General features: G+C 72.3%; 12 protein-coding genes. 6 read left to right on the forward strand and 6 right to left on the reverse strand.

All coding sequences use genetic code 11. The annotated features are described in order from the left end of the window. Nucleotides 1-97: 97 nt before the first annotated feature. The 5 genes from XM48_RS16755 to XM48_RS00990 form a co-directional block, all read right to left on the reverse strand. Nucleotides 98-589: a GNAT family N-acetyltransferase gene (locus tag XM48_RS16755; RefSeq protein ID WP_052961213.1), complete on the reverse strand. Its 492-nt coding sequence runs from the start codon at nt 587-589 to the stop codon at nt 98-100. Continuing rightward, on the reverse strand, nt 579-899 hold the full coding sequence (locus tag XM48_RS00975; RefSeq protein ID WP_046453907.1) for a hypothetical protein: 321 nt from the start codon (nt 897-899) through the stop codon (nt 579-581). The genes XM48_RS16755 and XM48_RS00975 overlap by 11 nt, the downstream gene beginning before the upstream one ends. 64 nt (nt 900-963) lie before the next feature. Continuing rightward, nucleotides 964-1,887: an arginase family protein gene (locus XM48_RS00980; protein ID WP_084820842.1), complete on the reverse strand. Its 924-nt coding sequence runs from the start codon at nt 1,885-1,887 to the stop codon at nt 964-966. Between the two features lie 54 nt (nt 1,888-1,941). Then, nucleotides 1,942-2,358 (reverse strand): VOC family protein, encoded by a 417-nt coding sequence (locus XM48_RS00985; protein ID WP_046453908.1) that lies wholly within the window; start codon nt 2,356-2,358, stop codon nt 1,942-1,944. Between the two features lie 114 nt (nt 2,359-2,472). Then, nucleotides 2,473-3,528 carry an LLM class flavin-dependent oxidoreductase gene (locus XM48_RS00990; protein ID WP_046453909.1) on the reverse strand — a complete coding sequence of 352 codons (1,056 nt, stop codon included), beginning with the start codon at nt 3,526-3,528 and terminating at the stop codon, nt 2,473-2,475. 121 nt (nt 3,529-3,649) lie between these two features. Here XM48_RS00990 and XM48_RS00995 point away from each other — a divergent pair, with 121 nt between their 5' ends. From XM48_RS00995 to XM48_RS01010, 4 genes are all read left to right on the forward strand, one after another. Further along, nucleotides 3,650-5,176 (forward strand): M17 family metallopeptidase, encoded by a 1,527-nt coding sequence (locus tag XM48_RS00995; protein ID WP_046453910.1) that lies wholly within the window; start codon nt 3,650-3,652, stop codon nt 5,174-5,176. A 46-nt stretch (nt 5,177-5,222) separates the two neighbouring features. Then, entirely contained in the window at nt 5,223-7,586 is a 2,364-nt protein-coding gene (gene otsB, locus XM48_RS01000) for a trehalose-phosphatase (RefSeq protein WP_046453911.1), read from the forward strand. Between the two features lie 52 nt (nt 7,587-7,638). Further along, nucleotides 7,639-8,919, forward strand: coding sequence for a M18 family aminopeptidase (locus XM48_RS01005; protein ID WP_046453912.1), 1,281 nt, complete (start codon nt 7,639-7,641; stop codon nt 8,917-8,919). An 81-nt stretch (nt 8,920-9,000) separates the two neighbouring features. Next, nucleotides 9,001-9,285 carry a hypothetical protein gene (locus XM48_RS01010; protein WP_046453913.1) on the forward strand — a complete coding sequence of 95 codons (285 nt, stop codon included), beginning with the start codon at nt 9,001-9,003 and terminating at the stop codon, nt 9,283-9,285. Between the two features lie 103 nt (nt 9,286-9,388). Here the strand turns inward: XM48_RS01010 and XM48_RS01015 are convergent, their stop codons facing one another. Next, complete coding sequence (locus XM48_RS01015) at nt 9,389-10,312, reverse strand: Lrp/AsnC family transcriptional regulator (protein WP_046453914.1); 924 nt, start codon at nt 10,310-10,312, stop codon at nt 9,389-9,391. A gap of 255 nt (nt 10,313-10,567) precedes the next feature. Between XM48_RS01015 and XM48_RS01020 the strand changes: the two genes are divergently transcribed. Continuing rightward, a complete protein-coding gene (locus tag XM48_RS01020) occupies nt 10,568-12,238 on the forward strand; it encodes an amidohydrolase (RefSeq protein WP_046453915.1) in 1,671 nt (556 codons plus the stop codon). 425 nt (nt 12,239-12,663) lie between these two features. Next, nucleotides 12,664-13,047, forward strand: a 384-nt coding sequence (locus tag XM48_RS01025; protein WP_197074116.1) for a hypothetical protein, incomplete at its 3' end; no start/stop codon positions are given.

The following is a 13,047-nucleotide window of genomic DNA, read 5'->3' on the forward strand; positions in this document are numbered from 1 at the left end:
CTTCGGACGGAGATCCGCGTTCACAAGGATCCGCTCGCGGAGTTCGTCCTCCTGACGCCGAATCTCCTGCTGATGTGGGCGCCGGGCTCAGCCGTGCTCAGCCGAGGGCGAGCCGGTACGGCTGCATCGGGTAGCCCGCGGTCGGGTGCGGCGTCGCCTCGCCGTCGGGCACGAAGCCGTCGCGCAGGTAGAGGTCGATCGCGCGGGTGTTGACGGTGCGCACCTCGAGCGTGACCGCGCGGAAGCCCGCCGCCCGGGCGTGCGCGATCGCGTCGGCCATGAGCGCGCCGCCGACCCCGCGCCCGGTCCCGTCCGGATCCACTGCGAGGTAGTGCAGGTACGCCTCCCCGGGATCGGGGCGGCCCGACTCGAGCAGGGCGAATCCCGCGCGCGGGGACGTCGCGACGGCGAAGCGCACGATCGGGTTGCCGAAGGCGACGCGCACGCGTTCGGCCATGGTCTCGGCGTCGACCGAGCCGTCGCGTGCCGCGAGCGCGCGCACCCAGATCCCGGCGCAGCGTTCGACGTCGTTCGGCACCCGGCCCGCTCGGATCACGGGGTGCGGATCCATCGTCGCCTCAGCGAGCATCGGTGCGGGGCGCCTGCCGGTCGTGACCGATCCGGGCCGCGAGAGCGAGCTGCTGCTGGAGCATCGTGCGGATGCCCACGAGCACGAGCACTGCGAGTAGAGCGCCGACGCCGGTGAGGAACACGACGACGCCGAGCGTCGCTTGGAAGGGCGCGCCCTCGAAGAACCGCCGGCTCGCGGTGCCGCCGAAGATCATCCAGCCGAGCAGCAGCAGGATCGGGGATGCGAAGGCGAGCACGGGCACGATCCCGGGCAGCAGGATCCGCGGGATCGTCGGTGCGGCTTGTTCCGGAGTCGGCGCGTGCGTCATGGCGGCAGCCTACAACTCGGCGGTGTCCGCCTCCGATCCCGAGTCGGAAGGCGCGCGATCCGGGTCAGCGCACCGCCGCGCCCAACTCGGCGAACCCCGCATCGAGCACGTCGGTGAGCAGGCGCGCGAAGCGCCCGTCGGGATCGAGATCGGGGTCGAACACCGTGACCGAGGCCCCCAGCGCACCGGGGGCGAGCTCGCGCAGCAGGTCGACGAGCTCTTCGGCCGTCAGCCCGCCCGGGTCGGGGCTGTCGACCGCGGGCATGACCGCGGGGTCGAGCACGTCGACGTCGAGCTGCAGCCAGTAGCCCGGCACCCCGCCGGTGCGCTCACCGGACTCGGCCACCGCACGCACCGCGGCGGCGACCTCGGCCGGACCGCGCTCCGGCACCGCCGATGCGGGCAGCACGAGGCCGAGGATTCCGCGCGCCTCGGCGGCTTCGGCGTCGTCCGCCCGATGGCCGAGGTGCGCGGCTCGGGCCGGATCGAAGTAGGGGCCGAGCCCGTCGATGTTCGCGATCGCGTCCCAGTGCCGGCCGACGGCGGCCGCGAGATCCTCGCCCGCGACGCTCGCGCAGGCATCGCTGTTGCCGGGGTGCCGGAAGTCGGTGTGGCCGTCGAGGTGAACGAGGCCGGCTCCGCCGCGTCGCGCGGTCGCGATCCCGGCGGCCAGCAGCACACTGCAGTCCCCGCCGATCACGAGGGGAGCGGTGTCCTCGGCCAGGGCCTCCTCGATGCGGGCGGCGAGCCTGCGCGAGTGCGCGATCAGCTGCGCCTGGTTGCGGACGATCCCGGTCGCCCGTGTCGCGTCGTCGTCGACGTATCGGCCGGGCAGCACGACACCCGCGTCGCGGGCACCGTGCCGCGCGAAGCGCTCGAAGAGCCCCGCCTCGCGCAGCGCCTCGGGCGCTTTCGCGGCGCCCGGCACGGATCCGGGCTGCGGCGGACGCAAGCCCAGATTGCTCGGGGCCGAGATGAGCGCGATCATGCGTCCGAGCCTATTGAGAGCGGCCGCGGACGCGCTGGGAGTCCCGGTGTTCGGTTACGCGGACGCCGGGGGATCGAGGATCTCGACGAGGCGTACGAGGTATCCGTCGGGATCCTGCACCAGGTGCTCGAGCTGCCCCTCGGGACCGTCCGCCGTCTCGTACCAGCTCTCCTGCAGGTCACGGAAGACCGTCGCACCCAGCTGCGCGAGGCGATCCCGGGCGGCGCGCACGTCGCCCACCTCGAGCTGCAGGTTCAGGCCGCGACCGCGCGGGGCATCGAACGCGCCGGTGCGCCAGGACTCGTCGTGATCGGCTTCCAGCATCAGCTGCGCGCCGTCGAGATCGAGGTACGCGAAGTCGGGATCGGTCCGTGTGAACGCGACCGAGAAGCCCACGCCCTCGGTGTAGAACCGCAGGCTCTTCGCGAAGTCGGACACGGAGATCTCGGGCACGAGCGGATTCCACTGCATGTGCTCATCATTTCAGGCGGGGTCGCGGTGCTCCTGGGTGTCGAGATGACCCGTTCGCGGGTAATGAGCACTCATTACCCGCGAACGGGTCATCTCGGCGATTGCGACAGCGGATCAGCCCCCGACGACGTCCCCCTGCACCGGGCCCTCGGTGTTCGGCTTCCAACCGAGCGCCGGGGCCACGTGCTCGGCGAACGCCTGCAGCACGTGCAGGTTGTACTCGGGGCCGAGCTGGTTCGGGATCGTGAGCATGAGGGTGTCTGCGGCCATGACGGCCTCGTCCGCCCGCAGCTGCTCGATCAGCCGGTCGGGGGTGTCGGCGTAGGTCTTGCCGAAGGTGGAGCGGAAGTTGTCGATCACGCCGATCTGATCCTGCGAGTCGCGGCCGCGCAGGCCGAAGTACATCTCGTCCTCCTCCGACACGAGCGGGAACACGCTGCGGCTCACCGAGACGCGCGGGGCGCCCGAGTGGCCGGCCTCGCGGTACGCCTCGCGGAACCGGTCGATCTGCTCGCGCTGCAGCACGTCGAACGGCTGCCCGGTGGCTTCGGTCAGCAGGGTGGAGCTCATGAGGTTGAGTCCCTGGCGGCCGACCTGCTCGGCGGTGGCGCGGGATCCGGCGCCCCACCAGATGCGGTCGCGCAGCCCGGGGGAGTGCGGCTCGATCGCGAGCCGGCCGGGAGGGGCCATCTGCGGATCGCTGTCGACGAGGGCGTCGCCCTCGACGGCGCTGAGGAAGAGATCGAACTTGTCGCGCGCGAGGTCGGCCCCGCGGGGATCCTCGGACCCGGTGTAGCCGAACGCCTCGTATCCGCGCATCGCGGTCTCGGGGGATCCCCGGCTCACGCCGAGCGCGAGCCTGCCATCGGAGATGAGGTCGAGCGCGGCCGCTTCCTCGGCGAGGTACAGCGGGTTCTCGTAGCGCATGTCGATCACGCCCGTGCCGACCTCGATCCGCTTCGTGCGCGCCGCCATCGCGGTGAGCAGCGGGATCGGCGAGGCGGCCTGGCGCGCGAAGTGGTGCACGCGCACGTACGCGCCGTTCACGCCGATCTCGTCGGCGCCCTCGGCGATCTCGATGGTCTGCCGCAGCATGTCGCCCGCGGTGCGGGTGCGCGAGCCGGGCACGGGCGCGTAGTGCCCGAAGGACAGGAATCCGAATGCTCTCATGGTCGATGCAACCTCCGCCGGATCAGATGTATTCCACTGAATATAACTGGCACTCCGGCACGCCGTCCATCCGTGGAATCCTCCCGGCGGACCGGCGGCCGGCCGGGCTAGGCTGAGGACCATGACAGTTGTGATTGATCCTGCTTTCGACCCGGTTCCCTCACTCGCACGCAGCGTCGACATCGCCCCCGCGGCGACCGTCGACGAGGCCGTCGCCCAGCGCGGCGCGCAGGCCGTGCCCGTGTGGGTCCCCGTCGACGGCGACATCGCGGTCGACGTCGACCGCGAACTGCTGGCCGCGGCCGGCTTCCGAGGCAAGACCGGCCAGACCCTGCGTCTGCCGGGCTCCCCGCTGCGCGTCCTCGTCGGCATCGGCGACGGCGCGAAGACCCACGACACGATCCGCGACGCGGTCGCCGCCTTCGCCCGCGCGTCCGCCGAGTCGCCGTCGCTCGCACTCGACCTCGCGACGCTCATCGCGGCGGGCGCGGACGCCGCGGAGGCCGCGCAGGCCGCCGTCGAGGGCGCCGTGCTCGCGCGCTACAGCTACGACCAGCTCAAGACCGACGCCAAGACCGTCGCGCTCGAGTCGCTGACGCTCGTCGCCGCCGAGGGCGATCGCGCCGCGGTCGAGGCAGGCGCCGCCCGCGGTACCGCGCTCGCCCGCGCCGCGACCATCGCGCGCGACCTCTCGAACACCCCGCCCCGCCACCTCACTGCCGAGAAGTTCGCCGAGGTCGCCGTGCGCCTCGCGCCGCAGTTCGGCCTCGAGGTCGAGATCTTCGACCGCGACGCGCTCGTCGCGCTCGGCACGGGCGGCCTGCTCGGCGTCAACGCCGGCAGCGTCGACGAGCCCCGCATGATCAAGGTGCGCTACACCCCGGCGAACGCCGGCGCCGAGACCCCGAGCCTCGCGCTCATCGGCAAGGGCATCATGTTCGACTCGGGCGGGATCAGCCTGAAGCCGTCGAGCGCCATGCACGGCATGAAGTTCGACATGATGGGCGCCGCGAACGTGTTCGGCTCCATGACCGCGCTGCGCGACCTCGGCGCCGAGACCGCCGTCACCGGCTGGCTCATGTGCACCGACAACATGCTGTCGGGCAGCGCGACCAAGATCGGCGACGTTCTCACCATCCGCGGCGGCACCACCGTCGAGGTCAAGAACAGCGACGCCGAGGGCCGCCTCGTCATGGCCGACGGCCTCGTGCTCGCCACCGAGGAGGAGCGCCGCCCCGACGCGATCCTCGACATCGCGACCCTCACTGGCAACGCGATGGCCGCGCTCGGCCTGAGCACCGCCGCGATCTTCGCGAACAACGACGCCGTCGCCGCCCAGCTGCAGTCCGCCGCCGACGCGACCGACGAGCGCGTCTGGCGCCTGCCGCTCGACCACCGCTACCGCGACCAGCTCAAGTCGAACGTCGCCGATCTCTCGAACATCGGCGGGCAGTACGCCGGTGCGATCCTCGCGGCCCTGTTCCTCAACGAGTTCGTCGACGGCCTGCCCTGGGGCCACATCGACATCGCTCCCACCATGGAGAGCGAGCGCGACGACCTCTGGCGCTCCGTCGGCGGCACCGCCTTCGGTGCCCGCCTGCTCGCCGAGTTCGCGGTCGCCTTCGAGCGGCCCGAGACCGCGGAGTAACACCGCGACGAGCAGTTCGCACCGCCCCACACACGAAAGGCGCAGCATGTCGGAATCCGCAGCACGAGTCGAGAATCCGGTCCGCAGCGCCTTCGTGGTGGTGTCGAACCGGCTGCCCGTCGATCGCGTGACCGAGCCCGACGGGAGCGTGCGCTGGCGCACGTCACCCGGCGGGCTCGTCACCGCGATGGAGCCCGTGGTCCGCGACCTCGGCTGCGTCTGGGTCGGCTGGCCCGGCAGCATCGACGAGGAGCTCGAACCCTTCGCGGTCGGCGCCATGCGCCTCCGCCCCGTCGCGCTCTCGGCCAAGGACTTCGCCGAATACTACGAGGGCTGCTCGAACGACACGTTCTGGCCGCTCTACCACGACGTGATCTCGCCTCCCGGCTACCACCGTGAGTGGTGGGATCGCTACGTGACGGTCAACCGCCGCTTCGCCGAGGCCGCGGCGGAGGCCGCCGAACCCGGCGCGACCGTCTGGGTGCACGACTACCAGCTGCAGCTCGTGCCGGCCATGCTGCGCGAGCTCCGCCCCGACCTCGTCATCGCGTTCTTCCTGCACATCCCGTTCCCCGCGCACGGCCTTTTCGGCCAGCTGCCCTGGCGGCGGCAGGTGCTCGAAGGGATCATCGGCGCCGACGTCGTCGGCTTCCAGCGCGTCGCCGACGCCGCCAACTTCCGCTCGGCCGTACGCCGCTACGTCGGGGCGCCGTCGAACGGAAACCGGATCCTCGTCGGCGATGCACCCGACGGATCGGGCGGGCCCGAGCGGCACGTGCTCGCGCAGGAGTTCCCCATCTCGATCGACGCCGCCGAGTTCGCGGCGCTCGCGGCGAGCGAGTCGGTGCAGCGGCGGGCGCGCGAGATCCGTGCCGAGCTGGGCGACCCGAAGCGGGTGATCCTCGGCGTCGATCGGCTCGACTACACGAAGGGGATCCGGCATCGGCTCAAAGCCTTCTCCGAGCTGCTGCAGGACGGCGAGATCGACCCCGCCGAGGTCACCCTCGTGCAGGTGGCGAGTCCCAGCCGCGAGCGGGTCGAGGCCTACCAGCACCTGCGCGACGAGATCGAGGTGACGGTCGGCCGCATCAACGGCGACTTCGGCACCATCGGGCACAGCCCCGTCGTCTACCTGCACCGCGGCTACCCGCGGGAGGAGATGGCGGCGCTCTACTTCGCGGCCGACGTGCTCGCGGTCACCGCGCTGCGCGACGGCATGAACCTCGTCGCCAAGGAGTACGCGGCCTGCCGCTTCGACGAGCGCGGCGCCCTCGTGCTCTCCGAGTTCGCCGGGGCGGCCGACGAGCTGCGCCGGGCCGTGCTGGTCAACCCGCACGACATCAACGGACTCAAAGCGGGCATCGTCGCCGCGCTGCGCATGCCCGAGGCCGAGCAGCGGCAGCGCATGCGGGCGATGCGCAAGGTCGTGTTCCGCAACGACGTGGCCCGCTGGTCGAGCGACTTCCTGCGCTCGGTCGAGGGCGCGGCCGCGCAGCGGATCCTGGCCGAGGCGCCCGAAGCACCGGCGGGCGACGGCGCCCCGGATCCGGACGACGGCATCGGCGCAGGGAACCAGGCGCACCCGCCCACCACGCCGATCTTCCTCCCCACCGGGCTCGACGCGGTGCTGCGCCGACTCGCGGCCGAGGCCCGGCTGCTGGTCGCCTGCGACTTCGACGGCACGCTCGCGCCGATCGTGCCGCACCCCGATCAGGCGCGCATCCTGCCGCGCGCCGAGCAGGCCCTCTCGGTGCTGCAGAACGCGCCGGGGGTGGACGTGGCCATCGTCTCGGGGCGGTCGATCGCCGACCTGCGGGCGACCGGCCTGCGCACCGACGGTCGGATCCTCTCGGGCTCGCACGGTGCCGAGCTCGTCGGCCTGCCGGGAGATGAACAGGTACCGACGGTGTCGGCCACGCGCACGCCCGATGAGGACCTGCGCTACGAGCAGGTGCGCGAGCTGTTCGAACGGCACGCGGCCGGCCGGGCCGGCGCCTGGGTCGAACAGAAGCCGTTCGGTCTCGTGCTGCACGGGCGCGGCGTCGCCGAGCTCGCTGAGGCCGAGGCGATGCTGGCCGCGGCGGCCGCCGAGGCCGAGGACCTGCGCGAGCAGCTCGGCGGGCTCCGCCTGCGCGGAGGCAAGCTCGTGACGGAGGCGTCGGTGCGCGACACCGACAAGGGCGTCGCGCTGCACACCATCCGCACCGCGCTGCCCGAGGGATCCGCGGTCATGATCGGCGACGACGACACCGACGAGGACGCCTTCCGCGCACTCGAATCGGGCGACGCGGCGATCCGCGTGGGCACGGCGCCGTCGGTCGCCGAGTTCCGCGTCGCCGACCCGGAGGAGGTCGCCGCCATGCTCGCGCGCCTCGCCGAGCTGCGCACCGGCGTCGTGATCGGATCCTGAACCGCAGGTGACCGGCCGCGCGTCGGACCGCCAAGAGTGCTTGGATAGGAGCATGGGAACCGTGCTGCAGGATCGTGACCGCTACATCGACCAGTTCACGGAGTTCGTGGAAGCGTCGCCCACCTCCTACCACGCGGTCGCATCGCTCGCCGAGGCGCTCGTCGCGGCCGGCTTCGTCGAGCACCGCGAGGCGGACGCCTGGCTCGGGATCGAGCCCGCAGGCCGCGGATTCGTGCGTCGCGACGGCGCGCTCATCGCCTGGCGGGCCGGCTCGGCCGTGCACGCGGCGAGCCCGGTGCGGGTGTTCGGCTGCCACACCGACTCGCCCGGCTTCGTGCTGAAGCCGCAGCCCGACACGCAGGCCGAGGGCTGGGCGCAGCTCGGGGTCGAGGTCTACGGCGGACCGCTGCTGAACTCGTGGCTCGACCGCGACCTGGCGATCGCCGGCCGCCTCGTGCTGCGTGACGGCTCCGAGGCTCTGGCGCGCACGGGCGCCGTGGCGCGGATCCCGCAGCTCGCGATCCACCTCGACCGCGGGGTGAACAACGGCCTGACACTCGACAAGCAGCGGCACACGCAGCCGATCGTGGGCCTCGGCGAGGTCTCGGCCGTCGAGCTGCTCGCCCGCTCGGCCGGGGTCGACGCCGCCGACGTCGTCGCGATGGACGCGCGCGTCGCCGATGCGCAGGCGCCGGCCCGCATCGGCGCCGAGGGCGAACTGCTCGCCTCGCCGCGCCTCGACAACCTCAGCTCGGTCGTGGCCGGGCTCGCCGCGATCGTCGAGACCGAGCCCGCCGCCGACTCGATCGCCATGCTCGCGGCCTTCGACCACGAGGAGCTCGGCTCCGAGAGCCGCTCGGGCGCCTCGGGCCCGTTCCTCGAAGAGGTGCTCGATCGGCTCCGCGCCGGGCTCGGCGCCGACGTCGAAGACGCGGCTCGCGGCCTCGCCGGGTCCTGGTGCCTTTCGGCGGACGCCGGGCACTCGGTGCACCCGAACTACCCGGAGCGGCACGATCCCCAGGTGCGGCCGCGCGCCGGCCAGGGGCCCATGCTCAAGGTGAACGCGAACCAGCGCTACGCGAGCGACGCCCACGGCGCGGCGCTCTGGACCCGCTGCTGCGCCGCCGCGGGCATCGGCACCCAAGAATTCGTCTCCAACAACGGCGTGCCCTGCGGCACGACCATCGGCCCGCTCACGGCGACCCGCATCGGCATCCGCACCGTCGACGTCGGGGTGCCCCTGCTGTCGATGCACTCGGCGCGCGAGCTCGCGCACGTCGACGACCTGCACGGGCTCGCGAAGGCCGCCGGAGGCTTCTTCGCCGGGGCCTGATCCCGGCCCGTTCCGAAACGGGTTCCCGAAAGGTGTCGAAATCCCCGCGATTCAGCGGGCAGTGTTGGTTAGGATCAAGACATGAGCGAGATGCAGCAGGCGAGCGGGGGCGAGGTGGCGCTCTCGACGCAGGCGCTGGTCCCGTCCATTCAGCGTTTCGGCGAGAAGGACATCGAGGTGACGTTCCTCGGCAACAACGCCGACGGGCAGCCGACCTGGATCCTCTGGAACCGCAACGAGCCCTACCTCATCGGCGTGCTGCGCCAGGGCAAGCTCGGCTTCACCTTCGAGCAGCGCACCGATCACGGCGTGATGCTGCACCAGGACATCTCGTTCTCGCGCCTGCAGCGCGCGATCGCGGGCTGATCCTGCGACTCGTTCCTCGCGCAGGATGACGGGGCGACTCGTTCCTGCGCCGCTCAGTCGGCGCAGGCGGTGCGCCGCTCAATCGGCGCAGGCGGTGCGTCGCTCAACCGGCGACGGGTCCGGCACCCGGGGCGAAAGCCCGGGGGTAGGCCTCCTTCACGACGTCGTAGTGCGCCCAGGTGTCGAGCGATCCGACCTCGGGTAGCGCGCGCAGCTCCTCGAGCACGCCCAGCACGGTCGCCGAGGCCGAGCCGACGACGGTCGCGATGAAGTCGTGGGCGCCGTGCGCCTGCGCCGCGAAGTCGATGGCGGGGCAGTCGAGGATGTAGCGCCGGATCGGCTCGGTGTCGCCGGCCGCGGCGATCCCGACGCCGAGCGCGATCCGGTGACCCGTGAGCCCGCCCGAGGTCATCGCCGAGATGCGGAACACCTCGGCGTCGAGCATCCGCTGCACGCGTGCCCGCGTCGACGACGGGGCGAGGTGCACGGCGTCGGCCAACCGTCGGAAGCTCGTGCGCCCGTCGCGCTGCAGCAGCGCGATGAGCTCGTGATCCACCTCGTCGAGGGCGATGTCGGCGAGTTGCTTCGCGACGAAGAATCCGGCGAGCACCTCCGCGTAGGTGGTGACCCGGATCCCGCGCACCCCGGGGATCCCGCGCACGCGGGCGAGCATGGCGTGCAGCTCGTCGTCGTCGCCGTGCCGGGACTCGAACACGAGCGGCAGCTCGCCGCTGACGAGCGAGACGAACACCGCCTCGGGCAGCTCGGCGATGCGGCGCGCGACCGGGGCGACGGGTCCCTCGACCGCGACCTTCGCGTGCACCAGCACCCGGTGCCCGACGAAGCGCGGGTCGAGCGCGGCGGCGACGCGCATGCGGCCGGTCTCGGCGAGCACGCGGATCCGCTGCGAGACGGCTTCGCGCGAGGTTCCGAGCCGCCGAGCGAGCTCGTTGACGCTCGCGCGTCCGTCCTCCTGCAGCGCCCGCGTCAGCGCGGCGTCGAAGGATCCGGGATCCCGTTCGCTCATCGGTGCTCCTCCTCGCGGGTTCCGCCTCGACTGCCAAGATACGCGATTCTGCCCCGCGGTGCCGCAGATCATCGGTCCAGATGGATCAGGGGATGCGATTTATCGGCAGGTATGCGCGTGAGCATTGCAGAACGGCGGCGGATGGACCGCCTGAGGCGTCGGATCGCCTCGCGTTCCTCGGGCCCCTGATCTATTCTCGGCTCGAAGCTCCGGTGCTCCGGAGCCCTCAGACTCCGACCCGATGAAGGGACGCACATGCGCTCGCTCGCCACCTACGATGCCCGCGACTCCGATCCGACGATCGTCACCGCCGCCCGGATCCTCACCGTCGACGACGCGCGACCCGAGGCCGAGGCCATGCTCACCGACCGCGGCGTGATCCTCGCGCTCGGCAGCCTCGCAGAGGTCGAGCAGGCCGCGCGCGAAGCGGGACTCGACCCGGTGCGCGCCGACTACCCGGGCGAGACCATCGTGCCCGGCTTCATCGACGCGCACGCGCACCCGCTGATGTACGGGCAGATGCTCACCTGGATCGACGTCTCGCCCGCGAAGGCCGCTTCGATCCCCGAGATCGTCGAACTCATGCGCGAGGGCGCGAAGAAGCTGCCCGCCGGGGTGCCGCTGCGCGGCTACGGCTACGAGCAGCGCAACCTCGAAGAGCGCCGCCATCCCACCCGCTTCGAGCTCGACGAGATCGCGACGGACCGCGAGGTCTACCTGATGAACGCCTCGGGTCACGGCGGCGTCGTCAACAGCTTCACCTTCGAGAAGTTCGGCGTCACGCGCGACACCCCGAACCCCGAGGGCGGCGAGTTCTTCCGCGACGCCGACGGCGATCTGACGGGCGAGCTCTCGGACGCCGCGTGCAACGTGCTCACGGGCCTGCACGGCGTCAAGATCGGCCACCACGGCCCCAACTTCCACCTCGGCGACGAGCCGGCGGAGCACCAGCGTCAGCTCGACCTCGTGCAGCGCGAGTTCCTCGCGGGCGGCGTCACCGCGATCGGCGACGCGCAGGTGTCGAAGCGCGAGTTCGCGGCCTACCTCGAGCTGGCCGACCGCGGCGCGCTGAACATGCGCGTCTCGATGTACTTCCTGTCGCACCTGCTCGACCAGGTCGTCGATCTCGGGCTCACCGGCCCCTTCGGCAACGCGTTCCTCTCGGCGGCCGGCATCAAGCTGTACGCGGACGGCACGCTCGGCGGCTGGACCGCGTACTTCCCCGAGGGCTATGTGGGCGATCCCTGCCGCACCGGTCAGCTCTACCACGAGCCCCGTGAGTACACCGAGCTCGTGCGCAAGGCGCACGGTGCCGGCCTGCAGACCGCGACGCACGCGCAGTCGCCGACCGCGATCAAGATGGTGGTCGACGCGATCGAGCAGGCGCTCGCGGATCGCCCCGACGCCGATGCGCGCCACCGCATCGAGCACTGCGGTCTCCCGGCCGTCGAAGAGGTCGCCCGCATGGCCGAGCTCGGCATCCGCCCGGTCAACCAGACCCAGCACTACTACAACTGGGGCGAGGGCGTGGAGCAGGCCATCGGCACGCCGGGGGAGCGCTTCAACCCGCTCGGCGAGTTCGAGGCGGCCGGCGTCCCCATGACCATCTCGTCCGACGCGCCCGTGGCCGAGCCGCGCCCGCTCGAGGCGATCCAGGCCGCGGTGACCCGCGTCACCCGCCGCGGCCACCAGCTCGGCCCGGACTCGCTGCGCATCAGCCCCGCGGCGGCGCTGCGCGCCCACACCCTCGAGGGCGCGATCTCGATCGGCCGCGACCGCGAGATCGGCTCGCTCGCGATCGGCAAGCGCGCCGACTTCGTCGTGCTCGGCGGCGACCCGCTCGCGACCGAGGGCGCCGAGATCTCGCAGATCCCCGTGCGCGAGACCTGGGTCGACGGCACCCGCCGCTTCAGCGCCGAGGCCTGATCCTCCGCGGCGCGCGTCGCCGCACGTCCCCGAGACGAACCGAACGCCGCTCGTGCGGATGGAACTCCGTGTTCCGTCCGCCCGGGCGGCGTTCTGCGTTTCTCCGGCGCAAATACGTAATCTGCACGGACGCGGCGGAGCCGTCCGATTCCTAGCCTTGCGAACAGGACCACACCCCCGAATCGGTCGCTCCGAGTCGGGACCACGGTTCCGCGGCGAGGAAGGGCAAGCCGTGGAGTCCGTAGCTGCGGACGAAGGACGCGCGGCAGAGTCGCCGCGGCTTCCGTTCCCGCTGCGCGCGCCTCGGAACGCCGCTCCCTGCTGCTCAGGGGGCACCCGAATCCCGAGCGCCCCGGAAGAGGGGGCGCGGCACCCGGGAGCATCCGGATCTGCGCCGAGCAGAACGGATGGCAATCCTCATGCACGTGCAACTCAGGCGCTCGAGGTCGGACGACCGGCGCCTACATCGAATCGGTCGCACTGCGACCGCACTCCTCGCGGCAGCGGTGCTGTCGCTCGGGCCCGGATCCCTCGCGGCCACGGCGGCACTGGCGGACGCACCGGCGGCGCAGCCGGACGCGGTCGCGGCTCCGGCGACGGAGCCCCAGGCGGCCCCGGTCGCGGATCCCGCTCCGGCCCCGGATCCCGCCCCCGCGGTGGACCCCGCTCCGGCCCCGGTGGTCGAACCGGCTCCTGCGGCGACTCCCGACCCGGCACCGGCTCCGGTGGTCGAGCCGGCTCCGGTCGCGACGCCGGATCCCGCTTCTGCGGTGACGCCCGCCCCGGCGGCGACGCCCGATCCCGCACCG

Origin of the sequence: Leucobacter sp. Ag1, from assembly GCF_000980875.1 — a bacterium.
GTDB classification, from domain to species: domain Bacteria; phylum Actinomycetota; class Actinomycetes; order Actinomycetales; family Microbacteriaceae; genus Leucobacter; species Leucobacter iarius.